This is a genomic window from Catenuloplanes japonicus, from assembly GCF_000717135.1.
In the GTDB taxonomy this organism is placed as follows: domain Bacteria; phylum Actinomycetota; class Actinomycetes; order Mycobacteriales; family Micromonosporaceae; genus Catenuloplanes; species Catenuloplanes japonicus.
The window spans coordinates 62315-85989 of sequence record NZ_JNXY01000027.1 but is presented as its reverse complement, the minus strand read 5'-3'; the positions used below and the strand labels follow the sequence as shown (position 1 = coordinate 85989).

The 23675-nt window shown below is 70.3% G+C and carries 23 protein-coding genes and 1 pseudogene; 17 read left to right on the top strand and 7 right to left on the bottom strand.

Going from position 1 to position 23675, the window contains the following annotated elements; genetic code table 11:
• Position 1: 1 nt before the first annotated feature.
• The 4 genes from OP04_RS33240 to OP04_RS33225 form a co-directional block, all read right to left on the bottom strand.
• Positions 2-532 (bottom strand): DinB family protein, encoded by a 531-nt coding sequence (locus tag OP04_RS33240; RefSeq protein WP_033343880.1) that lies wholly within the window; start codon positions 530-532, stop codon positions 2-4.
• Between the two features lie 942 nt (positions 533-1474).
• Positions 1475-2311 carry an undecaprenyl-diphosphate phosphatase gene (locus OP04_RS33235; RefSeq protein WP_033343879.1) on the bottom strand — a complete coding sequence of 279 codons (837 nt, stop codon included), beginning with the start codon at positions 2309-2311 and terminating at the stop codon, positions 1475-1477.
• 71 nt (positions 2312-2382) lie between these two features.
• On the bottom strand, positions 2383-3669 hold the full coding sequence (locus OP04_RS33230) for a sensor histidine kinase (protein ID WP_033343878.1): 1287 nt from the start codon (positions 3667-3669) through the stop codon (positions 2383-2385).
• Positions 3666-4355, bottom strand: coding sequence for a response regulator transcription factor (locus tag OP04_RS33225; RefSeq protein ID WP_033343877.1), 690 nt, complete (start codon positions 4353-4355; stop codon positions 3666-3668). Before OP04_RS33225 ends, OP04_RS33230 begins: the two co-directional genes overlap by 4 nt.
• A 141-nt stretch (positions 4356-4496) precedes the next feature.
• Here OP04_RS33225 and OP04_RS33220 point away from each other — a divergent pair, with 141 nt between their 5' ends.
• Positions 4497-4997 carry a DNA mismatch repair protein MutL gene (locus tag OP04_RS33220; RefSeq protein ID WP_157240707.1) on the top strand — a complete coding sequence of 167 codons (501 nt, stop codon included), beginning with the start codon at positions 4497-4499 and terminating at the stop codon, positions 4995-4997.
• Here OP04_RS33220 and OP04_RS33215 read toward each other — a convergent pair.
• Positions 4984-6663, bottom strand: a complete 1680-nt coding sequence (locus OP04_RS33215; protein ID WP_033343876.1) for an alkaline phosphatase D family protein — start codon at positions 6661-6663, stop codon at positions 4984-4986. The two genes, OP04_RS33220 and OP04_RS33215, sit on opposite strands and share 14 nt — an antisense overlap.
• A 227-nt stretch (positions 6664-6890) precedes the next feature.
• On the opposite strand from OP04_RS33215, the gene ftsY reads away from it, so the two are divergent.
• The 9 genes and pseudogenes from ftsY (at position 6891) to OP04_RS33170 (ending at position 17350) form a co-directional block, all read left to right on the top strand.
• Entirely contained in the window at positions 6891-8060 is a 1170-nt protein-coding gene (gene ftsY, locus OP04_RS33210; RefSeq protein WP_033343875.1) for a signal recognition particle-docking protein FtsY, read from the top strand.
• 217 nt (positions 8061-8277) lie between these two features.
• Positions 8278-9087: a phosphotransferase gene (locus tag OP04_RS33205; protein ID WP_232323834.1), complete on the top strand. Its 810-nt coding sequence runs from the start codon at positions 8278-8280 to the stop codon at positions 9085-9087.
• 225 nt (positions 9088-9312) lie between these two features.
• Positions 9313-10656: an ammonium transporter gene (locus OP04_RS33200; protein ID WP_033343874.1), complete on the top strand. Its 1344-nt coding sequence runs from the start codon at positions 9313-9315 to the stop codon at positions 10654-10656.
• Between the two features lie 24 nt (positions 10657-10680).
• The gene (locus tag OP04_RS33195) at positions 10681-11019 is read left to right on the top strand and encodes a P-II family nitrogen regulator (protein ID WP_033343873.1); all 339 of its coding nucleotides are present in this window, start codon (positions 10681-10683) and stop codon (positions 11017-11019) included.
• Positions 11020-11036: 17 nt separating this feature from the next.
• Positions 11037-13232, top strand: a pseudogene (locus OP04_RS33190) ([protein-PII] uridylyltransferase); the annotation flags it as partial.
• 67 nt (positions 13233-13299) lie between these two features.
• The gene (gene ffh / locus OP04_RS33185; protein WP_033343872.1) at positions 13300-14874 is read left to right on the top strand and encodes a signal recognition particle protein; all 1575 of its coding nucleotides are present in this window, start codon (positions 13300-13302) and stop codon (positions 14872-14874) included.
• Positions 14875-14981: 107 nt separating this feature from the next.
• The gene (locus OP04_RS33180) at positions 14982-15560 is read left to right on the top strand and encodes a Uma2 family endonuclease (protein ID WP_033343871.1); all 579 of its coding nucleotides are present in this window, start codon (positions 14982-14984) and stop codon (positions 15558-15560) included.
• Positions 15561-15669: 109 nt separating this feature from the next.
• On the top strand, positions 15670-16266 hold the full coding sequence (locus OP04_RS33175) for a Uma2 family endonuclease (protein WP_033343870.1): 597 nt from the start codon (positions 15670-15672) through the stop codon (positions 16264-16266).
• A gap of 4 nt (positions 16267-16270) precedes the next feature.
• Complete coding sequence (locus tag OP04_RS33170) at positions 16271-17350, top strand: amidohydrolase family protein (protein ID WP_033343869.1); 1080 nt, start codon at positions 16271-16273, stop codon at positions 17348-17350.
• 9 nt (positions 17351-17359) lie between these two features.
• On the opposite strand, the gene OP04_RS33165 is transcribed toward OP04_RS33170, so the two are convergent.
• Positions 17360-17950, bottom strand: coding sequence for an SRPBCC family protein (locus OP04_RS33165; protein ID WP_033343868.1), 591 nt, complete (start codon positions 17948-17950; stop codon positions 17360-17362).
• Between the two features lie 120 nt (positions 17951-18070).
• The gene (locus OP04_RS53815; RefSeq protein WP_157240705.1) at positions 18071-18217 is read right to left on the bottom strand and encodes a hypothetical protein; all 147 of its coding nucleotides are present in this window, start codon (positions 18215-18217) and stop codon (positions 18071-18073) included.
• A 462-nt stretch (positions 18218-18679) separates the two neighbouring features.
• Between OP04_RS53815 and proS the strand changes: the two genes are divergently transcribed.
• The 7 genes from proS to rplS all read left to right on the top strand — a co-directional run bounded on the left by proS (position 18680) and on the right by rplS (position 23551).
• A complete protein-coding gene (gene proS, locus OP04_RS33160) occupies positions 18680-20086 on the top strand; it encodes a proline--tRNA ligase (RefSeq protein WP_033343867.1) in 1407 nt (468 codons plus the stop codon).
• A 94-nt stretch (positions 20087-20180) separates the two neighbouring features.
• Positions 20181-20801, top strand: a complete 621-nt coding sequence (locus OP04_RS33155) for a DUF402 domain-containing protein (protein WP_408606809.1) — start codon at positions 20181-20183, stop codon at positions 20799-20801.
• 219 nt (positions 20802-21020) lie between these two features.
• Positions 21021-21482 carry a 30S ribosomal protein S16 gene (rpsP, locus tag OP04_RS33150; RefSeq protein ID WP_033343865.1) on the top strand — a complete coding sequence of 154 codons (462 nt, stop codon included), beginning with the start codon at positions 21021-21023 and terminating at the stop codon, positions 21480-21482.
• Positions 21457-21717, top strand: a complete 261-nt coding sequence (locus OP04_RS33145) for an RNA-binding protein (RefSeq protein ID WP_033343864.1) — start codon at positions 21457-21459, stop codon at positions 21715-21717. The genes rpsP and OP04_RS33145 overlap by 26 nt, the downstream gene beginning before the upstream one ends.
• Before the next feature lie 4 nt (positions 21718-21721).
• Positions 21722-22291 (top strand): ribosome maturation factor RimM, encoded by a 570-nt coding sequence (gene rimM, locus OP04_RS33140; RefSeq protein WP_033343863.1) that lies wholly within the window; start codon positions 21722-21724, stop codon positions 22289-22291.
• A complete protein-coding gene (trmD, locus tag OP04_RS33135) occupies positions 22292-23083 on the top strand; it encodes a tRNA (guanosine(37)-N1)-methyltransferase TrmD (protein WP_033343862.1) in 792 nt (263 codons plus the stop codon).
• A 111-nt stretch (positions 23084-23194) separates the two neighbouring features.
• Entirely contained in the window at positions 23195-23551 is a 357-nt protein-coding gene (rplS, locus tag OP04_RS33130) for a 50S ribosomal protein L19 (protein WP_033343861.1), read from the top strand.
• Positions 23552-23675: the final 124 nt, after the last annotated feature.

The following is a 23675-nucleotide window of genomic DNA, read 5'->3' as shown; positions in this document are numbered from 1 at the left end:
CTTAGTCTCCGGTCACGCCGTCGATGCGCTCGCGCAGGAAGTCGGCGTGACCGTTGTGGCGTGCGTACTCCTCGATCATGTGCACGTAGATCCAGCGGAGGTTCTTCTCGGTGCCGTTCGTCGGGTGCCGGAAGATGTGGTCGAGCTCCACGGTCCTCACCGCGGCCCGCGCCTCCTCGGTCTCCGCGATGAACGTGGCGAAATCCTGCTCCGCGTCCGCGTCGGCGATGTTCTCGAAGTCGCCGTCGGGCTGGTCGGGGGTGCAATAGATGTCGGCCAGGCCGGGCGCGATGCCGGTGAAGACGCGGAACCACCAGCGCTCGACCTCCGCCATGTGCCGGACCAGGCCGAGCAGGGTGAGGTTCGACGGCTCGACGCTTGCGGTCCTGAGCTGGTCCGGTCGCAGGCCCGCGCACTTGGTCAGCAGCGTGTGCCGGTGCCAGTCGAGCCAGCCCTCCAGCATTTCGCGTTCCGGGGCGACGTAGGGCTCGGTGGTACGCGCGAGAACCGGCGCCGTCCATTCAGTCGTCATGCGCGCGATTCTTCCTGAGGCGGGCATTCGGGTCGGGGTAATTTACGGGGGGCTTCTGGGATTGGGAGGCCGGGCGTGATTGTCGCCTGGGTCCTTGCCTGCGCCCGCTCGCGTGCTCGGTGTTGCTCGCGTGCTCGGTGTTGCTCGCGTGCTCGGCGTTGCTCGCGTGCTCGGTGTTGCTCGCGTGCTCGGCGTTGCTCGCGTGCTCGGCGTTGCTCGCGCCCTCGCCTCGCCTCACCTTCCTCGCCTTCGTGGTCTTGCCTCGCCTTCGTGGTCTTGCCTCGCACTCGGGCGCTGTCGCGCCCGAAATTTCAGCTTATTGATGGCGTTGGGGCCTGCGGGTGCGTTGGTGGCGGCCCTGCCGATGATCTGCACCCCTGCGGGCGGGTCGATGGCAAACGGGGCAGCCAGGCGGTCACCTCTGTGGGTGCTTGCGCATAAAGGGCGAAAATCCCGCCTGCGGGCGAGCGCTAGAGCGTCTCAAGATCCTTGCGTCTCTGGTGGCCCTTTCCCGGCCCGAATAAGGGCCACCAGAGACGCAAGGATCTTGGGTCCCGGCTACTGGAATGTTCTTTTCAGGATTTGGGAAAGGGGGTCGGGTCTGCGGCGCCTGGAATGGGAGGCTGCGCGACTCTCTGTGCTCTGGGCGTTCCGCGCCCGAAATTTCGGTAAATAGTAGTCTGCTGGATCGACCGCCGATCCGCCTGGCGTTCGGCCGAGCAATGGCTTCACGATCGCGGCGACAGATACGTGAGCCACCTTATGGCCGATTCATAAGGTGGCTCACGTATCTGTCGCCGCGATCGTTGGCCGTTGCGCTCTGCCGGCGGGGTGTCATAAGACGAAATTTCGGGCTTGGGATGCAGGGGCGCCGGGTGGCTCGGTGTGCGGGGGCGTGCGGGGGCGGGCGAGGCCCGGAGATCGAGGTGGGGGAACGCGGGGTCAGGTCGCGGAGATGGTGTTCGTGGCGACCAGGAGGAGCACGACGGTGCCGAGGACGAGGCGGTAGACGATGAAGACGGTGTAGCTGTGCTTGGCGACGAACTTGAGCAGCCAGTTGACGGCGAAGTAGGCCACGATGAAGCTGACCGCGGTGGCGACCAGCGTGTTGACCCAGCCGACGCCGTTGGAGATGTTGTCGAACTCGGTGATCACCTGGAGCGCGGTGGCGGCGGTCAGCGCGGGGATCGACAGGAAGAACGACAGGCGGGTGACGGTGACGCGGTCCAGGTCGCGGAGGAGGCCGGCGGACATGGTGGCGCCGGAGCGGGAGACGCCGGGGATCAGCGCGAGGCACTGGGTGATGCCGATGATCAGCGTGTCTTTCCAGGTCACGTCCGCTTCGTGGCGGACCTGGGTGGCGGCGCGGTCCGCGAACCACATGACGAAGCTCCACACGATGAGCGCGCCGCCGACGAACCAGAGGCTGCGCAGCGTGGTCTCGATCTGGTCCTTGAAGAGCAGGCCGATGATCGCGATCGGGACCGAGCCGAGGATGACCGCCCAGCTGAACCGATAGTCGAGGGTGCCGCGGTTCTCCGCCTTGAACAGGCCGCCGAACCACGCCTTGATGATCCGGATGATGTCCATGCGCAGGTAGAGCAGCGTGGCCATCACGGCGCCGACCTGGATGATCGCGGTGAAGGCCGTGATGTCGGGCGCGTCGATCTGGTATCCGAGCAGCTTCTCCAGGATCGTGAGGTGACCCGTGCTGGAGACCGGCAGGAACTCGGTGAAGCCTTCGACGGCGCCGAGCAGCACCGCTTCGAGGATGTTCACGGAATGGATCTTCCCTCCGCCGGCGCGCGTGCCGGCCGTTCAGCGAAACAACTGCGGGGGGTGACGACCGATCAAGATAGCGCGTGCGCCTGGACCGGTCGGAGGTGCAGGGTGACCCGCGCGCCGCCGAGCTCGCCGCGGTCGATCTGGACGCCGCCGCCGAGTTCCATGGCGACGCGGTGGACGATCGACAGGCCGAGTCCGGTGGATCCGCCGCCGCTGTGACCGCGCTGGAGCGCCGCGCGCGCGTCCGCGATGCCGGGGCCGGCGTCGGAGACCGTCAGCGCCGCGTCCGAGACCGTGACCAGGAACGGAGTGCCCTGCGGGGTGTGTTCGAAGACGTTGCCGATGAGCGCGTCGACGACCCCGATCAGGTCCTCCTCCGGGACCGAGACCCACACCGGCCGGTCCGCGCCGACCACCTGCCACGGGCGTCCGTGATCGTCCGCGAGCACGGCCCAGAACGAGAGCCGGTCGGCCAGCACCTCGACCAGGTCGGTCTGTGCGTCGGTACGCTCGGTGACCGGTCGTCGCGCGCCGCTGATGATCTCGTCGATTTCGTGTTGGAGATCCGACACCGCCTGGCGCACGCGGTCCGCGACCGGGCCGGGCGGGATGCGGTCGGCGTCCAGGCGCAGCGCGGTCAGCGGCGTGTGCAGCCGGTGCGACAGGTCGGACGCGAGCTCGCGTTCCTTGTCGATGAACTGGATCATGCGGTCGGCCATGGTGTTGAACGCGGCGCCGGCCTCCCGCAGCTCGACCGGGCCCTGCGGCGTGACGCGCACGGAGAGGTCCCGGGCGCCGAACGCGCGGGCCGCGCCGGCCAGCGACCGGGCGGACATCACCAGGCGCACGCCTATCCGGTCCGCGACGAACACGGAGCCGGCGACCAGCACGATCGCCAGGCCGGCCATCGCGATCCAGGCCGTGTAGACGCCCCGGCGCAGGTCGTCGTCGGGCACGAAGACCTCGATCACGGCGGTACGGTTCCCGTCGATCGCGGTGGCCTGCAGGTAGACCAGGCCGCCCGGCACGGCCGCGGTGGTCGCCTGCCGGCGGGACTCCACCAGCTGCACGTCCTGGGGGTCGGCCACGGTGATGCCCATGACCGGCGACTGCGGCAGGTGCACGGCGAGCCGTCCGTCGGCCCCGGCGGCGGTGGCGGCCAGGGCGCGGGTGAGCACGTCAGGGTCGTCCGAGACGGCCAGCGCCGCGACCATGCCGGCGGCCTGCTGCTGCGCGTCGACGACCGCGCGGTCCTCCGCGATCTCCATGACGACCAGCGCGAGCGGGATGACGAACGACAGGGCCACCATCGACGTCACGGCCAGCGCCAGCCGGGCGAGCGCGCCCCTCAACTGTGATCGGCCAGCATGATGCCGACGCCGCGGACGGCGTGCAGCAGGCGGGGCTGGGCGGCGGTCTCGCCCAGCTTGCGGCGCAGCCACGAGATGTGGACGTCGAGCGTCTTCTCGAAGCCGGCGTACGGCGCGCGCCACACCTCGGTCACCAGCTCCTTGCGGGTGACGACCTGCCCGGCACGGCCGGCGAGATAGGCGAGCAGCTCGTACTCCTTTCGGGTGAGTTTGAGGGTTTCGCCGTCGAGCGTGATGGAGCGGCGGGACGGATCGACGCACAGCCCGCCGACGCGCATCGGCTCGGTGCTCTGCTGCGGGGCCGCCGGACGGCCTCTGCGCAGCACCGCGGTGACGCGCGCGGCCAGGTGGGCGGTGGAGAACGGCTTCACCACGTAATCGTCCGCACCGGCGTTGAGCAGGCGAATGATGTCCAGCTCGCCGCGCCGCCCGGTGGCGACGATCACCGGGACGTCGCAGATCGTGCGCAGCATGCGCAACGCGTCCGCGCCGTCGAGGTCGGGCAGGCCGAGGTCGAGGATCACCAGGTCAGGAGGGTTGTTGGTGATCTCCTGCAGTGCCTCCATGGCGCTGCCGACCGCGCGGACGGCGTGACCGAGATCGGTCAGCGTGTGCGCGATCGCGCCGCGCACCGTGGGGTCGTCGTCGACGAGCAGGACGAGGGGCATGGCAGCACGCTATCCCGAGTTGGCACTATGAGTCCCGTGCGGATCTGGCAGCAAGGCGGCGGGATGCTCGCGTGGCTTCTCGCCACCGTGCTCGGAGCAGTGACGGTGTGGGTGGGGTTACGCCCCGTATTGGAGACGGCGGTGCCCGATCGTGGCATTCCGCTGTCCGCGTCGGATCTGCGCAGGTTGTCGCCTTCGCCGATCGCGCCGGGCGTTCCGGCCGCGCCGGAGGTGACACAGACGGTGACGGAGTCGCCGACGCCGGCGCCGACCTCCTCCGCGCCGCGCACCTCCGCGCCGCCGACGCCGAGCCCGTCCGAGAGCCGTGGCAGCGCTCCCACGCCGACGCAGGCGCAGTCCGCGCCGAAACAGACGACCGTCAACGGCTGGACCGCGACCGATACCGGCGGCAAAATCACATATGTCCGAAGTTTCAAGGTTGACGGCGGGCAGGCGGTGATCCAGATCCAGGATCAGGTGGTGAGCCTGGTGTCCGCCACGCCCGCCACCGGCTTCACCACGGACGTCGCGCAGCCGTCGCCGGTGCGTCTCGTGGTGCGGTTCACCGGCAGCGGGCAGGCGTTCACGATCGACGCGCTGTGGTTCAACGACGGGCCGTACGCGGAGGTCACCGCGTCGTGAGCGCCACGTCGGTGACCGTGTCCAGCTCGCCGCCGGGCGTGGTGCCCTCGATCGTCACGCGCGCCTCAAGACCGCGGTGGGTCAGCGTGGCGATCGCGTTGCCGAAGTAGGGCCCGTCGCCGCTCTTGTGCCAGCGCAGCGACGGCGTGCGCACGCCGGTCATCGCGGCCATCCCACGCGCGATCACGGCGGCCCACCCGGACCAGCCGATCCGCATCAGCGGCCGCATGAAGCTCGGCACCTGGTTGTGGATCGGCGAGCAGGTCAGCTGGTGCACCGGCGTGGGGATGTCCCGGCCGAGCTCCGCGCGCGCGACGTACGAGTGATGTACGTCACCGGAGAGCACGGAGATGGACGCAGGGCCGTCGCTGCTGCGGCCGATCACCCGGAACAGGTCGGCCATCGCCTCGAACGACGTCTGGAACGCGGCCCAGTGCTCCAGGTCGACCAGCCGGCGCAGCTTCTCGCCGAACGCGGCCACCCGAGGCCGCTTCGACGCGCTGATCCGCTCGTTCCACGCCTCCAGGTGGTGGATCGCGGGCGGCATCAGCCAGGGCAGTGACGAGCCGACCACCAGGTGGTCGAACGTGGTGCCGTGCGCCTGGGACAGGAACCAGGACCACTCCGCGGACGGCAGCATCGCGCGATGGTCCGGGTCCAGCACCCGGCTGCAGCGGTTGTCCAGCACCACCAGGCGGGTACGCCCGAGGTCGATCGCGAAACTCCACTGGTACTGCCGGGACTTCCAGCTCTCCGGCAGGTGCCCGAAGTCCGCCTCCTTGTCCACCCGCTCGGCGAACTCGCGCAGCACCTCGGTGGCGTCGCCGGCCGAGGCCACCTTCGGATAGAGCGCGTCGGCGTCCAGCTCGTCCGGCGCGAGGTTGCCCATGTGCTGGTAGACCCAGTAGGAGGCGAGCCCGTTCGAGATGCGCTCGGCCCACCAGGGCTCCCGCTGCATGTCCGCCCGCCAGGCCGCCGACGAGTTCCAGTCGTCGATGATCTCGTGGTCGTCGAACATCATCACGGACGGCACGGTGGAGAACAGCCAGCGGATCTCCGGGTCGCGCCACGACTCCAGGTAGAGCTTCGTGTACTCGTCGAACGTCTGCACGTCGTCCTGGAGGCCGTGGTGCGGCAGCCGGCGCGCCTTGAGCTGCTGCCGGACGGTCGGCGACGTCTTGTCCGCGTAGACCTGGTCGCCGAGCAGCACGAGCATGTCCGGCCAGGCCTCGGGGTCGCCCTCGTTGCGCATCAGACGGCGCGCGTACGCGTCCAGCGCGTCCGGGGGCAGCCGCCGCGTGGTCGCGTGCTGCGTCGTCTCCCGGCAGGTGCCGAACACGAGCTTCGCCTGCGTCTCGGCGTCCGCCGTGCCCCGGGTCCGGATGATGCTGCGGGGGTACGGAGAGTCCGCCAGGGGCCAGACGTGCTCACCGCCGACGTACACGTCGTAGGGAGTGGCACTGCCCGGCTCCAGCCCCTCCACCACGACCAGCGCGTAGTGGTGACCGAACGCCGAGAACGTGGTCGCGTGCCCGCCCGCGTCGCCGGCGCGCACCTCGACCTCGGCCGCGTGCGCGGTCTCGACCCAGATGGTGGCCTTCGTGCCGGCGATGCGCCTCAGCAGCGGCCCGACGAGCAGCGTGCCGGACGTCTGATCGGTCGTCATGTAACGGACCTCCCGGGGGATGGTGGGACTAATCCTCCCCACCCGGGGCCACCGTGCGCCAGCGGGGTGCGTGTCGCTCGTCACCTGACCGGGACGGTGGGCGGCGGTTAACCGGCCGTTCCCGGGGGATGAGCCCGGACGTTGCCTAACCGGGGTCGCACAGCGGTCCCGGTAAGGGGTGGTGCGGTCGGCGGGACGCACGCAGGCCTATCTGACAGGATTCGGTAATGGACTACGTGGTCGTCGCTCTTGTGTTGCTGGGCGTGCTGGTGCTCGGCGGGATCGGTCTGGTGGTGCCACGGCTGCGCCGCAGGCCCACCGCGCCGCCCGTTACGCCGTCGCCCGAGCCGACTGCCGTCGAGCGCCCCGCAGCCCCGGATCAGCCGGCCGTCGTCGTACCCCCGGCTGATCTTGATCTTGAACCTGCGCCCGAGGCGGTCGCGCCGGCGCCGGTCGTCGAGAAGCCGGAGCCGTCCGCCGGGCGGCTGGTCCGGCTGCGTGCCCGGCTGTCCCGCTCGCAGAACGTGTTCGGCAAGGGCCTGCTCGGCCTGCTCGCCCGCGACCACATCGACGACGACACGTGGGAAGAGGTCGAGGACAGCCTGATCGGCGCGGACGTCGGCGTCGAGGCGACCACGGTCATCGTCGAGCGGCTGCGGGAGCGCACCCGCGTCCTCGGCACCCGCACCGCCTCGGACGTGCGCGCGCTGCTGGCCGAGGAACTGGTCGCGGCGCTGGACCCGGCGATGGACCGGACCGTGAAGTCCGCGCCGTCCGGCGACACCCCGGCCGTGGTGATGGTGGTCGGCGTGAACGGCGCCGGCAAGACCACCACGTGCGGCAAGATCGCGCGGGTGCTGATCGCGGACGGGCGTACCGTGTTGATGGGCGCCGCCGACACATTCCGGGCGGCCGCCGCCGAGCAGCTCGCCACCTGGGGTTCCCGGGTCGGCGCCGAAGTGGTCCGCGGGCCGGAGGGAGCGGACCCGGCGAGTGTCGCGTTCGACGCCGTGAAGCGGGGTATCGAGATCCGGGTGGATACCGTGTTGATCGACACCGCGGGCCGGCTCCAGAACAAGGTCGGCCTGATGGACGAGCTGGGTAAGGTCAAGCGGGTCGTGGAGAAGCACGGGCCGGTGGACGAGACGCTGCTGGTGCTCGACGCCACCACCGGTCAGAACGGCCTTGAGCAGGCAAGAGTCTTCACAGAGGTGGTCGACGTGACGGGTGTCGTGCTGACCAAGCTGGACGGCACGGCGAAGGGAGGGATCGTGATCGCGGTGCAGCGCAAGCTGGGCATCCCGGTCAAGCTGGTCGGGCTGGGCGAGGGCCCGGACGATCTGGCGCCCTTCGAGCCCGTGCAGTTCGTCGACGCGCTCCTCGGGTCCGACGCGTAATCCGTCGATGACGTATCCGAACCGCGGGTCGAACATGTCGTGGCCGCCGCCGGGCGGGGGCGGGCAGCCCTACGCGCCGCAGCACTCCCAGCCCCCGCAGCAGCCGCCGCCCGCGTACCACCAGGCGCCGCCGCCCCAGCACCAGCCGCCGCACCAGCCCCCGCCGGTGCACCAGTACCCGCCGCAGCAGCCTCAGCAGCCGGTCCGGCCACAGCCGGTGCCGCAGCTGCACCCCGAGCCGGGGTACGAGGAGGTGCCGCTGCGCGGCGGCAACGTCAGCACCGTGCACCGCGTGGGCGACACCGTGCGCCGCAACGCGGGCCCGTGGACGCCGTCCGTGCACGCGCTGCTGCGCCACCTGGAATATGTCGGGTTCAGCGGCTCGCCGCGCGCGCTGGGCATAGACGAGAAGAAGCGCGAGGTGCTGTCGTACCTTGAGGGCGAGTGCGGGGAGTACCCGCTGGCCGAGCACTGGGTCACGGACGAGGCGCTGGTCACGGTCGCGACCATGCTGCGGATGTTCCACGACGCGCAGTACGGCTTCCAGCCGCCGCCGGGCGCGGTGTGGCGCTCGTTCGGGCCGCCGCCGCCGGACACCGAGGTGATCTGTCACCACGACGCGGCGCCGCACAACGTGATCTGGCGGCCGGACGGCACGCTCGCGCTGATCGACTTCGACCTGGCCTCGCCCGGCGCGCGGATCTACGACGTGGCGTACGCGGCGTGGACCTGGGTGCCGCTCTTCTCCGACCGTGACTCGCAGACGCTGGGCTGGAAGCGGCCGAACCGGCCGCGGCGGCTGCGGCTGTTCGCGGACGCGTACGGGCTGATCCCGCGCGACCGGCACCGCCTGGTCCGCACCATCCGCAAGCGGATCGTCGACCACGTCGAGGGCATCCGGCGGATGGCCGCGGCCGGTGACCCCGCGTTCGTGACCATCGTGCAGAAGGGGCACCTGCGCCGCCCGATGCGCGATTTGCGCTTGCTCGACTACGAGCGGAACGCACTTGAGTACACTCTGCGATAGTCGTTGACCGTACGGTGACGATCACCTGCCTGTTCGGGTGATATGCCACCATCCGTTCCTGGGGTGGTGAGAAGTTCTTCACACGTTGGAAACAACGCGTGACTCTCAGGAAACGGTCCGGAGACCCAGCGCGAAACAGCGGCCCGTGAAGCTCTCGTCCAACCGGCGACGGGGCGATGCTGCCTTGCCACCGGGAGGGAGGAATTCAAACCGAGAGGAGGCAGCGTGCCGGTCGAACTCGATTCCGGGCACACCGCCTGGTTGCTTGTTTCATCCGCTCTTGTCCTGCTCATGACGCCGGGGCTTGCCCTCTTCTACGGTGGCATGACCAAGTCCAAGGGCATCCTGAACATGATGATGATGAGCTTCAGCTCCATCGGCATCGTGTCCCTGCTCTGGGTCTTCTACGGCTTCTCACTCGCGTTCGGTAAGACGAACGGCTTCTTCGGCGACATCACGCAGTACGCGTTCATGACGCAGGACCTCACCGGCGCGTGGTCGGAGCTCGTTCCGGTCCCCACGTTCGTCTTCGCGGTCTTCCAGATGATGTTCGCGATCATCACGGTCGCGCTGATCAGCGGCGTGCTCGCCGACCGCGGCAAGTTCGCCGGCTGGATCATCTACGCGGTCCTGTGGGCCACGATCGTCTACTTCCCGGTCGCCAACTGGGTCTGGGGCGGCGGCTGGATCTTCGAGCTGGGCGCCTTCGACTTCGCCGGTGGCACCGCGGTCCACATCAACGCGGGTGCGGCGGCCCTCGGCCTCGCGATCATCCTGCGCAAGCGCAACGGCTGGCCGTCCGGCGCGTACAAGCCGCACAACGTGCCGACCGTGGCGCTCGGCGCCGGCCTGCTCTGGTTCGGCTGGTTCGGCTTCAACGCCGGCTCCGAGGGCGCGGCCGACGCGATCGCCGGTGTCGCGTTCCTGAACACCCAGGTCGCCACCGCCGCCGCGATCATCGGCTGGCTGGTCGTGGAGTGGCTCCGCGACGGCAAGCCCACGCTGCTCGGCGCGTCCTCCGGCGCGATCGCCGGCCTGGTCGCCATCACCCCCGCCTGTGCCTTCGTCGAGCCGATCGGCGCGATCGGCCTGGGCATCGTCACCGGTGCGATCTGCGCGCTGGCGGTCGGCCTGAAGTACAAGCTCGGCTTCGACGACTCGCTCGACGTGGTCGGCGTGCACATGGTCGGCGGCCTGATCGGCGCGCTGTCCATCGGCCTCATCGCCACCCAGAAGTTCTACGGCGAGGCGGGCCCGCAGGGCCTGTTCTACGGCGGCGGCGCGGGACAGCTCGGCAAGCAGGCCATCGCGGCGTTCGCGGTGCTCGCCTACTCGCTGGTCGTCTCGATCATCCTGGGCTTCGCGATCGACAAGACGATCGGCATGACCGTCACGGCCGAGGCCGAGTCGCAGGGTGTCGACCAGACCGAGCACGCGGAGAGCGCGTACGACTTCTCCGCCCCGACCGGCGGCGGCGCGTTCGCCATGGCGGGCATCGCCCCGTCCGGCAGCACGCCGGCCCAGTCCGACGGCGAGTCCACCCCGGTCAGCGAAAAGGTCGCCGGTTAAGTTGCCACGATGGAGGGACTGAGCATGAAGCTGGTGACCGCGGTCATCAAGCCGTACCAGCTCGACGCGGTGAAGGAGGCCCTGCACGCCCTCGGCGTCGCCGGGCTCACCGTGAGCGAGGTGCAGGGCTATGGCCGGCAGAAGGGGCACACCGAGGTCTACCGCGGTGCGGAGTACACGGTGGAGTTCCTGCCCAAGATCCGGGTCGAGGTGCTGACCGACGAGATCGACGTCGAGAAGGTCGTCGACGCGGTCGTCACCGCCGCCCGTACCGGGAAGATCGGCGACGGCAAGGTCTGGGTGACCACCGTCGACGACGTCATCCGGGTCCGGACCGGCGAGCGCGGCCTCGACGCGCTGTAATCACGAATATGGAACAGATCGGCGCCGCCGCACGCTCGTCGCGTGCGGCGGCGTTCGACACCTGGCTGGCCACGCTCTTCCCGGCTGCGGTGCCGGGCGTCTCCCTCATCGCGGTGGGCGGGCTCGGCCGCCGCGAGGTCGCGCCGTTCAGCGACCTGGACCTGGTGCTCGTGCACACCGGCGTGGTCGGCGTGGACGAGCTGGCCTCCCAGATCTGGTACCCGATCTGGGACGCGAAGCTCAAACTTGACCACTCCGTCCGTACCGTCGACGAAGCTCTGTCCGTGGCGGCCGAGGACGTGAAGGCCGCGCTCGGACTGCTGGACGCGCGACACGTGGCCGGCGACCGCGCGCTCTCCGCGCGCCTGATCGGCGAGTCGGCCGACCAGTGGCGGCGCACCGCGGTCCGCAGCCTGGACGCGCTGCGCGACGTCACCCGGACCCGCTGGAAGGCGCACGGCGAGCTGGCGTTCCTGCTGGAGGGCGACGTCAAGGAGGCGGCCGGCGGCCTGCGCGACGTCACCATCCTGCGCGGCATGGGCCGGGCCGGGATCGCCGACACCATGCGCCCCGCGGTCCGCGCCGCCAACCTGCGCCTGCTCGACGTCCGCGACGCGCTGCACCTCGCGGTCGGCCGCCGCGTCGACCGGCTCGTCGCCCAGGAACGCCGGTCCGTCGCCTACGCGGTCGGGCTGGACGACGGCGACGCGCTGCTGCGCCGCGTGTCCGGCGACGCGCGCACCATCGCGCACGCGGTCGACGACGCCTGGCGCGCCGCGGAACGCCTGCGCGGCGGACGCCGGCGGCCGCTCGGCGCCGGCGCACCGGTCCGCCGCCCGGTCGCCCGCGACGTGGTCGAGCACGACGGCGAACTCGTGCTGGCACGGACCGCGATCGGCCCGCGCCCCGACCCCAGCCTCTCGCTCCGCGTCGCCGCGGCCGCCGCGGTCGCGCAGCTGCCCATCGCGCGCGCCACCTGCGAGTGGCTGGCCACGTACTGCCCGCCGCTGCCCGCGCCCTGGCCCGAGGCGGCCCGGTCCGCGCTGATCACGCTGCTCGGCGCCGGCCCCGGACTGCCCGCCACCTGGGAGACCTGCGACCGGTACGGCCTGGTCGACGGCTGGCTGCCGGAGTGGGCCCGCATGCGCAGCCTGCCCCAGCACAACGCGGTGCACCGTTACACGCTCGACCGGCACCTGGTGCAGGCCGCGTCCGAGGCCACCGCGTTCGCCCGCGAGGTCGACCGGCCGGACCTGCTGCTGCTCGCCGCGTTCCTGCACGACGTCGGCAAGGGCCTGCCCGGCGACCACAGCACGGTCGGCGCGCCGATCGCGGCCGCCATCGCGGAGCGCATCGGATATCCGCCGGACGAGGTGGAGACGATCGCCCGGCTGGTCCGGCTGCACCTGCTGCTGCCCGAGGTGGCCACCCGCCGCGACCTCAGCGACCCGGTCACCATCCGGCGCGTCGCGGACGCGGTCGGCGACCCGCTCACGCTCGACCTGCTGCACGCGCTCGCCCGCGCGGACGCCACCGCCACCGGGCCGGCCGCCTGGTCGGACTGGAAGGGCCGCCTCATACGAGAGCTGGTCGGACGCGTGCACACGGCGCTGGACACCGGCGCGCTGCCCCGGCTCGCCTCACCGGACCCGGCGCTGCTGGACGCGCCGCTGCCCGCGGTGCACCTGGACGGCGACCGGGTCGCGGTCGCGGCGGCGGACCGGCGCGGACTGCTCGCGGCCGTGGCCGGCTGCCTCTCCATGCACCGGCTGGACGTCATCTCCGCGGACGTGACCACCGTGGGCGAGCGGGCGATGCTGGAGGTGCGCGTGCAGCCCCGCTACGGCACGCCGGCCGACCCGATCGCGCTCACCGCGGACCTGCGGCGCGTGCTCAACGGCGACGTGTCCGTGACCCAGCGCCTGCGGGGGCGCGCGGTCCAGACGCGTACCGGCGCGGCTCCCAAGGTCGTCTGGCACCGCGAGGTGGCCACGGACGCGGTGGTGCTGGAGGTGCGTGCGGCGGACTCCTCCGGGCTGCTCTACCGGCTGGCGTCCGCGCTCGAGGACGCCGGCGCCTCGGTGCGCGCCGCGCGGATCTCCACGCTCGGAGGCGACGTCGTGGACGCGTTCTACCTGGTCGGCGACGGTTTCGACGAGGCCGGCCGGGAGAAGGTCGAGGCTGCGGTGCTGGCGGCCGCTGCCCACGCCTGACATAGCGGCTACGCTTAGACGGGCCTTTCTGTGCCGTGCGTCTTGAGCAGAAATGGGATGTTGAGCAGTGTTTGACACCTTGAGTGACCGCCTCTCCGGGATCTTCGGCAAGCTCCGCGGCAAGGGCAAGCTCGCCGACGCCGACATCGACGCCACCGCCCGCGAGATCCGTCTCGCGCTGCTGGAGGCGGATGTCGCGCTGCCGGTGGTCAAGGCGTTCATCCACACGCTCAAGGAGCGCGCGCGCGGCGCGATCGTCTCCGACGCGCTCAACCCGGCGCAGCAGGTCATCAAGATCGTGCACGAGGAGCTGATCGGCGTCCTCGGCGGCGAGGGCCGGCGCCTCCAGTTCGCGAAGAACCCGCCGACCGTGATCATGCTGGCCGGCCTCCAGGGTGCCGGTAAGACCACGCTCGCCGGCAAGCTCGCCCGCTGGCTCAAGAACCAGGGCCACCAGCCGCTGCTCGTCGCCGCCGACCTCCAGCGGCCCAACGCGGTCAACCAGCTCCAGGTGCTCGGCGAGCGCGCGGGCGTCGAGGTCTACGCGCCCTCCCCCGGCAACGGCGAGGGCGACCCGATCCAGGTCGCGCGCGCCTCCATCGAGCACGCCAAGCGCCAGGCCCGCGACATCGTCATCGTCGACACCGCCGGTCGTCTCGGCATCGACGAGGAGATGATGGCGCAGGCCGCCGGCATCCGCGACGCCGTCGACCCGGACGAGGTCATCTTCGTCATCGACGCCATGGTCGGCCAGGACGCGGTGCGTACCGCCGAGGCGTTCCGCGACGGCGTCGGCATCACCGGCGTGGTCCTCTCCAAGCTCGACGGCGACGCCCGCGGTGGTGCCGCGCTCTCCGTCCGGCACGTGACCGGCCAGCCGATCCTCTTCGCGTCCACCGGCGAGAAGATGGAGGACTTCGACGTCTTCCACCCGGACCGGATGGCCAGCCGCATCCTCGGCATGGGCGACGTGCTGACCCTCATCGAGCAGGCCGAGGCCGCGTTCGACGAGGATCAGAAGGAGAAGATGACGGCGAAGCTGCTCGGTGGCGAGCAGTTCACGCTGGAGGACTTCCTGGACCAGCTGGTCGCCGTCCGCCGGATGGGCCCGATCGCGAACGTGTTGTCCATGATGCCCGGCATGGGGCAGATGAAGGACCAGCTGTCCGAGCTCGACGACAAGCACTTCGACCGGGTCACCGCGATCATCCGCTCGATGACGCCGGCCGAGCGCACCAACCCGAAGATCCTGAACGGCTCCCGGCGCGCGCGCATCGCGAACGGCGCGGGTGTCCAGGTCATGGACGTGAATCAGCTGCTCAACCGCTTCGCCGACGCGCAGAAGATGATGAAGCAGATGGGCGGCATGATGGGCCTGCCCGGTGGCGGCAACCGCCGCAAGGCCACCAAATCCCCGAAGAACAAGCGCAAGGGTACGAAGGGCGGCAACAACCGTCCGCGCACCGGCGGGATGCCGGGCGGCCTGCCCGGCGGTTTCCCCGGGATGGGCGGCATGCCGCAGCTCCCGCCGGGCATGGACCCGAATGCGCTGGGCGGGGGCGGGATGCCCGGTTTCAAGCTCCCCAACATCGACTTCAACAAGCTCAACAAGCCCAACAAGAAGCGCGACGACGAGGACTGATTCCTCGACTCACCCGTTCGGGCACGCGGGGCAGCGAAGACGCGCCATAGTCGATTAAGTTGGTGGCATCCCCTCAGGTGTACCGACTTCTTCGAAGGAGGAGAGCGATGACCTTGGCGCCCATCCTGCCCGAACGGGACGAATGGACGGTCGACGATCTGGCGCAACTTCCGCCGGATCTTCGGTACGAGCTGATCAACGGAAGGTTGATCATCTTGTCGTCCCCGACATTCGTCCACCAGAAGATCTGTGTCGAGACCTACAGGGCTCTCGAACAGAATTGCCCGCCCGACCGCCACCCGGCCCTCGATCTCTCGCTGAAAGTGGACAGCCGGAACGAGCCGCGACCGGACATTCTGGTGGTGGATCCCGCCCGTGGCTGGCGCAGTCCGCTGCCGATCGAGGATGCCCTCGTGGTGGTGGAGGTGGTCTCGCCCAGCTCGGCCACTCGCGATCAGCGGGACAAGGTCAAGCTCTACGCCCGCGCGGGCGTCCGGGCCTACTGGGTGATCCGCCGTGATCGTGACCGGCTCATTCTCACCGAGCGGACGCTGGTCGGTGACATCCACCGCATAACGACGGAGACCGACGGCGTCTTCGTCACCGATGTGCCGTGGAAGGTGACGCTCGATCTCCCGGCGTTGATGGATCGCTGCATCGAGCTGTCCGGGCTGCCGGAGGATTGATGACGGAACGGTGGTCACTCGTTAGGGGTGTTGTGGGGCAGCGGATGTCGACTACGTCGATTATGTTGATGGCGTCCTTGATGGACATGCCGATGGAAGGGGAGGGCCGATGACAGCGATGCCGGGCCTTCCCGACGAGGGCGAGTGGACGGTCAGCGACCTGACCAGGCTCCCGCCGGACTTTCGGTACGAGCTGATCAACAGGAGGCTGATTGAGTTGCCCTCGCCGGTTGGCTTTCATAGCTGGATCCATCGCCAGATAGCGAATGCGCTGGACGTGGGGTGTCCGCCCGATCTGATGGTCGTGACGGAGACCTCCCTCGCGGTCGATGACGGGAACGAGCCCCGGCCCGACGTCGGGGTCATCCTGGGGAAGAACGCCGGTGTGAGCCCGGCGCCGATCGAGAAGGTTCCCCTCGTGGCGGAGGTCATCTCGCCGGAGTCCCGGACCCGGGACCGGCGTGACAAGGCCGTGCTCTTCGCCCGCGCCGGGGTGCCGTACTACTGGGTGATCGACCCGCGCGGTGACCATATCTCGCTGACAGAGCATGTGCTGGCCGGTGACTCCTACCGGATCGAGACCGAGACCGAGGAACTCTTCGTCGCGGAGCGTCCGTGGCTGATCACCGTCGACCTCCCGGCGTTCACCGCTAAGCGCAACAAGGCGATCGGCTCGCCCGAGGAGCGCCGCCGTCGGGAAGACTGAGCACATGGTCTTGCATGTGCGTGCTGTGCTGCTGCCCGACGATGAGGTGCGGGATCTGTGGCTGGTGGGGGATCGGGTCACCTTTGAGCCGCAGGTGGGTGCGGAGACGATCGTGGACGGCGGGTTCGTGCTGCCGGGGCTGGTCGACGCGCACTGTCACCCGGGGATCGCGCCCGGCGGCGGGCCGGTCGAGACGCTGGAGCTGGCCCGGGAGCTGGCGATCAAGGACCGGGACACCGGCGTACTGGCGATCCGGGACGCGGGCTCGCCGCTGCCGTACGCGGAGCTCGACGACGACCCGGAGATGCCGCGCCTGATCAGGGCCGGTCAGCACATCGCGGCGCCGCGTCGCTACCTGCGCGGCATCGCTGCCGAGACCGACGCCGCGGACCTGCCGGCCACCGTCAGCGCGCAGGCCAAGGCCGGTAACGGCTGGGTCAAGCTGGTCGGCGACTGGATCGACCGGGACGCCGGCGACCTCACGCCCTCCTGGGACGCGGCCGCGCTGACCGCCGCGGTCGAGGCGGCGCACGCGGCCGGTGCGCGGGCGGCCGTGCACGCGTTCTCCGAGGAGGGCGTGGAGATCATGGTGCGGGCCGGGGTGGACTCGGTCGAGCACGGTACCGGGCTCAGCCTGGATCTGATCGACGAGATGGCCCGGCGCGGCACCGCGTTCGTACCCACGATGATCAATATTTTGACGTTCGGCGACATCGCGGCGCAGGCGGAGCCGAAATTCCCGGGGTACGCCGCGCACATGCGCGCGCTGCGCGATCGCAACGCCGAGGTGGTCCGCGCCGCCTACGAGGCCGGCGTGCCGATCTACGTCGGCACGGACGCGGGCGGCGGGATCGCGCACGGCGAGGCCGCCGAGGAGATGATGTTGCTGCACACGCGTGCCGGGATGCCGGCCGAGGCGGTGCTGTCCGCCGCGTCCTGGGGGGCGAGGGCCTGGCTCGGCCTGCCCGGCCTGGTCGAGGGCGGCCTCGCGGACCTGGTGGTCTACGAGACCGATCCGCGCCGCGACCTCAGCGTGGTGCGCACGCCCCGCCGGATCGTCCTCAAGGGCCGCGTCCTGCGCTGAACCAGCGGGTCAGCGCGCCTCTGCCGCGGCCTCCAGGTCGGTCAGCCACTGCTCCAGCCCGTCACCGAGCGCCTCCGTGGCGAGCGGCACCGCGGCCTCGACCTGGTCGCCGGTCCAGGTCTCCACCGTGTGCACGCGCACCCCGCCACGGACCTCGGTGAACGTCCACAGGTGCACGCCCTCGTCGATGGTCAGCCCTTCGCCGACCGCGGGCCCGCGCCACAGGATGCACACGTTCCGTTGCGCCTGCTGGACCGTGGACGTGATGCTCAGCGTGGTCTCCGGCGTCGACGGCGTGGCCGGCGCGGGCGTGGTCCACCGCCAGCTCGACCCCTTGCGGACCGGCCCGTGGTCGAGGCGCTCGCTGGTCAGCACCGGCGCCTGCCACTCCGGCCAGCGCTCCACGTCGGTCTGCAGCCGCCAGATCGTGCTCAGCGACGCGTCGATCACGGCCTCGGTCTCGTACCGGATCAGCGCCGTCCGATCGACGCCCTGCCCGCGGCAGCTGTTCCGCGGCCCGGTGGCGCTGACCGGCGAGATCACGGCCGCGGCGAGCGCGACACCCGCGGTGACGGCGGCGGCGACACGAATTCCGTTCATGGCGAAACCCTTCGGTTCGAGCGGTTGTTGCTGTGGTTATGAGTTCTAACAATTCCCAGTGTGGACTGTCAATAACTTCAGAAACAACCTCTAACCACCTCGTGGGTACGCCTCCGCGCGTCACCGCCACCAGCCGCGCCGCGTGACGACCTCCTCCAGCGCGCGCAGGCGCGGCGCCGGCATCCAGCCGTGCAGTTCGCCGGGCGCGCACACCGCCTGCACGGCCGGCGTGCGCGCGGTGGCGGCGTCGACGCCGGGCGGACCCATCCCGGGAGTCGTGCCCGGAACGCGGGCACAGCGGGCATGACGAATGTCGCGACCGTCCACCCGATGCACCCCCTGCCCGGCAGGGGCGCGGTGAGACCGTCGGGCAGATGCGCCGCCGGCAGGATCTCCCGATCCAGCCGCGTGTGCCCCGTCGCCTCGATGACCTTCGCGACGACCTCCCGCCCGGCGGGCACCCGATCATCGACGGAGCGCTGAGAGCCGGGGCGCGACGGAGAGGTGACCGGCGGCGGGAGTCGCGGGGTTCCGGGACCAGCGGCGGAACCGGCTCCGAGTCGGCGTGCGTAACGGAGCGAAGCGGAGGTGGAGCCCGCCGGAGGTTTGCCCGCGGGAGCATGCGGGCTGGACCACGCCGGAAGCGGGAAGATGAAGTTGATCTTTGGTTTCTGAAGGGGTGCCTGTCGGGCGGGAGCGGGCAGGGCGCGCGGCCTAGGATGTGCGGCTATGGCTCGTGTGCTCACACCCCGTGCGGAGGATTTTCCCCGCTGGTACCAGGATCTGATCGCCAAGGCGCAGCTGGCCGACAACGGGCCGGTGCGCGGGACGATGGTGATCCGGCCGACGGCGTATGCGGTCTGGGAGCGGATCCAGTCCGAGATGGATGCGCGGATCAAGGACGCGGGCGCGGAGAACGCGTATTTCCCGCTGTTCATCCCGGAGAGCTACCTGACGCGGGAGGCGGAGCACGTCGAGGGGTTCTCGCCGGAGCTGGCGGTCGTCACGCACGGTGGTGGCAAGCAGCTCGCGGAGCCGGTCGTGGTGCGGCCGACCAGCGAGACCGTGATCGGCGAGTTCATGGCGAAGTGGATCGACTCCTACCGGGACCTGCCGCTGCTGCTCAACCAGTGGGCGAACGTGGTCCGGTGGGAAATGCGGCCACGGGTGTTCCTGCGCACGAGTGAGTTCCTCTGGCAGGAGGGGCACACCGCGCACGCGACCGAGGACGACGCGCGGGCCTACGCCAAGAAGATCCTGCACGAGGCCTACGAGGACCTGATGGTCCGCGTGCTCGCCATGCCGGTGCTGGTGGGGCGCAAGACGGACCGGGAACGGTTCGCGGGCGCGACCAGCACGTTCTGCCTCGAGGGCATGATGGGCGACGGCAAGGCGCTGCAGATGGGCACGTCGCACGAGCTGGGGCAGAACTTCGCGAAGGCGTTCGACATCGCGTTCTCGTCGCAGAGCGGCGCGCGCGAGCACGCCTGGACCACGTCGTGGGGCACCTCGACGCGCATGGTCGGCGGCCTGATCATGTGCCACGGCGACGACAGCGGGCTGCGGGTGCCGCCCGCGCTGGCCCCGATCCAGGCGCACGTGATGATCGTCAAGGGTGGCGACGGCGTGGCCGAGGCCGCCACCGGGCTGCGTGACGAGCTCAAGGCCGCGGGGGTACGGGTCGGCTTCGACGACCGGGTGGACACGCCGTTCGGGCGCCGCGCGGTGGACGCGGAGCTGAAGGGCTACCCGATCCGCGTCGAGGTGGGCCCGCGGGATCTCGCCGCCGGGAATGTCACGGTGGCCCGCCGGTTCGACGGCAGCAAGACGAGCGTGCCGCTGGCCGGCGTGGTCGAGGCCGTGACCGCGGCGCTCACGGCCGATCAGCAGGCGCTCCACGACCAGGCGCTGGCCCACCGCGAGGCGAACACGCACGAGGTCAGGACGCTGGGCGAGGCGCTGGAGGCCGCGGCCACCGGCTGGGCGCGTCTGCCCTGGTCCGCGGTGGGCGTCGAGGGCGAGGCGGAGGCGAACAGGTCGGCGGTGACGGTGCGCTGCCTGATCCGCGCGGACGGCACGCCACCGGACTCGCAGAACGAGCCCGACCTGGTCGCGGTGCTGGGCAGATCCTATTGAGATTCACTCCCGGGTGGTGGCCGCGTTGTCATGGCGCGGTCACCGGCGGCGGTTAACCTGGCTGACCGTGGGATTCGCGCGCGGCCAACTGATAATGCACCGGAACGTTCGTCATCACCGGATCGGCTGGGTACGCCCGGTGCGGGTGGTGAGCGACGACGACCGTGGGCTGCTGGTCTGGCTGGACCGCGGCACCGAGGTGGTCAACGAGATCGCGGCGGACGGCCGCGGCATGCGCGCGATGCCGTTCAGCGAGTGGGTCGGCCTGGACTACCGGCTGGCGCGCGAGCTCTGGCAGGGGCCGGGCGTGCTCAAGTTCATGCCGGTCGGCGCCGCGCACTCGGTCTGGTGGTTCCGTGACGACGACGGGAATTTCACCAACTGGTACGTCAACCTGGAGGACCCGGCGATCCGCTGGGACGACGGTGCCGTGGCCGGTGTGGACATGGTCGACCAGGATCTGGACATCGTGGTACGCCGCGACCGCACCTGGCACTGGAAGGACGAGGACGAGTTCGCCGAGCGCCTCGCGTTCCCGGACCACTACTGGGTGCCGGACGCGGAGGCGGTGTGGGCCGAGGGCAAGCGCGTGATCGCGCAGGTAGAGGCCGGTGAGTTCCCGTTCGACGGCACCTGGGCCGACTTCGTGCCGGACCCGTCGTGGGTGCCCGGCGCGCCACTGCCCGGGTGGGATCGTCCGGTTCTGGAGAGATAAGAGCATAAATGGGGAGTCTTCCGGGGTCGTTTCATCCGGCGGCCCCTGATCTGGCACAATGGTGAGCTGGCATCCGGCACGCGTTTGTTGCCCTCTAACTGCGAACGCGGCGCCAACCCCGAAGCATCGGATCCCATGCCCCACGTGGGAGCCCGCCTGCTCACCCGCGCGCCGGTCGTCGATTCGACCGGTGTAGATCGCAACAGGAGCGAACAGACAGTGGCCGTAAAGATCCGGCTCCTGCGGATGGGCAAGATCCGCAACCCCCAGTACCGCATCGTCGTGGCCGACTCGCGGACCAAGCGCGACGGCCGGGCCATCGAGTACGTGGGCATCTACCAGCCGAAGGAGCACCCTTCGGTCATCGAGGTCAAGTCTGACCGGGTGCAGCACTGGCTGTCGGTCGGCGCGCAGCCGTCCGAGGCCGTGCAGCGCATCCTGGAGAAGACCGGCGACTGGCAGAAGTTCAAGGGCCTGCCGGCCCCGCCGCCGCTCCTCGTCGCGGAGCCGAAGGCGGACCGCAAGGCCGTCTACGACGCCGAGGCGCAGGCTGCCGCCGGTGTGACCCCGTCGAAGTCCGCCAAGAAGGCCGAGCCGAAGGCAGAGGCCAAGACCGAGGCCAAGGCTGAGGCCGCCAAGACCGAGGAGCCCGCTGGTGCGGGCGCCGGCGACGCGAGCTGACGGGGCGCTCCGGCCAGCGCTGGAGCACCTCGTCAAAGGCATCGTCGACCACCCGGACGACGTGCGCGTCCGGCTCGTCGACTCGCGCCGCGGCAAGCGGCTGGAAGTGCGCGTCCACCCCGAGGACCTGGGAACGGTCATCGGGCGTGGCGGTCGCACGGCCAAGGCGCTGCGCACCGTGATCGGGTCGATCGGCGGGCGTGGCGTGCGAGTCGACATAGTCGACGCGTACTGAGTCGATGCTCCTCATCATCGGGCACATCGCCCGCGCGCACGGCGTGCACGGCGAGGTCGCCGTGCACGTGCGTACGGACGAGCCCGAGGCGCGTTTCGTTCCCGGGGCGGTGCTGACCACCGAGATCTCCTCGAAGGTCCGCACCGCTCCGGCGGACGCCGTCGCCCCGGCCGGCACCGTGCGTTTCGTCATTCCGAAGACTCTGGTCATCGAGACCATCCGCCCGCATCAGGACAAGCTGCTCATCACGTTCGAGGGCATTCTCGGGCGGGACGTGGCCGAGGCGCTGCAGGGCGTGCTGCTCTGTGTCGACAGCGACACGGTGGCGCCGCTCGACGACCCGGACGAGTTCCACGACCACGAGCTGCGCGGGCTCACCGTTGTCGACACCACCGGCACCAAGGTCGGCGAGGTGCTGCGGATCGATCACGCCGCCGCGTCCGACCTGCTCGTGCTGAAGCGGGCGCAGGGCGGGACCGCGCTGGTGCCGTTCGTCCGGCAGATCGTCACCGAGGTCGACGTGAAGGGCGGTCGAGTCGTCATCGATCCGCCGGAAGGCCTGCTGGATCTGTAGATGCGCGTCGACGTCCTGACCATCTTCCCCGACTACTTCGCCCCGCTGGAGCTCTCCCTGATCGGGAAGGCGCGTGCCACCGGGGTCCTCGACCTGGCCGTGCACGACCTGCGGACCTGGACGCACGACGTGCACCGGACCGTGGACGACACGCCCTACGGCGGCGGGCCGGGCATGGTCATGCGGCCGGAGCCGTGGGGTGAGGCGTTCGACACGCTCCTCCCCGTACCCCCGGCTGATGGTGATCTGGATCTGGCTCCGGTGTTGATCGTGCCGACGCCGGCCGGGCCGCGCTTCGACCAGGCGCTGGCGCACTCGCTCGCGGGGGAGCAGCGGTTGCTGTTCGCCTGCGGGCGGTACGAGGGGATCGACCAGCGCGTGCTGGAGGAGGCCTCGGCCCGGATGCGGGTACGCGAGGTCTCGCTCGGCGACTACGTGCTGTTCGGCGGCGAGGTCGCGGTGCTGGTCATGCTGGAGGCGGTCGTGCGGCTGCTGCCCGGCGTGCTCGGCAACGCCGAGTCGCTGGCCGAGGAGTCGCACGCGAACGGCCTGCTGGAAGCGCCGCTCTACACGAAGCCGGCGGTCTGGCGCGGCCGGGAGGTGCCCGACGTGCTCCGCTCCGGTGACCACGGCAAGATCGCGAAGTGGCGGCGGTCGCAGTCCCTTCTGCGCACGGCCGCCCAGCGACCGGATATGCTGGCAGCAACCAGCCTTGACTCGCTGGACAAGCACGATCTCGCCACGTTGACCGGGGCCGGATTTCCGGTGCCGCAGGACGGTGTGGCAGAGTAGAGGGGTTGCCGAGATCGGGCACAGCCCTATCTGCGCAACGGATAGTTTTCTTTCGCGCCGCCACTGGCCTTGGCGCGGGGATTCGCCACGAGCCTTGAGGATGCAGCAGCGATGAACACGCTCGACGTACTGGACGCCCAGTCGCAGCGGACCGACATCCCGGACTTCCGCGCCGGTGACACCCTGAAGGTGTACGCGCGAGTCGTCGAGGGCAACCGCTCCCGTGTCCAGGTCTTCCAGGGGGTCGTCATCCGGCGCCACGGCGCCGGCCTGCGCGAGACCTTCACGATCCGGAAGGTGAGCTTCGGCGTCGGCGTCGAGCGCACCTACCCGTTCAACAGCCCGTCGATCGACCGGCTTGAGGTCGTCACCCGTGGTGCCGTCCGGCGGGCGAAGCTCTACTACCTCCGTGACCTCCGTGGCAAGGCCGCGAAGATCAAGGAGAAGCGCGAGAAGGTTTCCCACTGACGTCCCCCGGACGGGTAAACCTTCTCTCGCTCCGAGAGCAGCCGTAGCGCCAAACGCGACCTAAGCTTGCATCTGTGACGTACGGGCGCTACGACGGCGACAGTCGAAAAACTACGCCCTACCG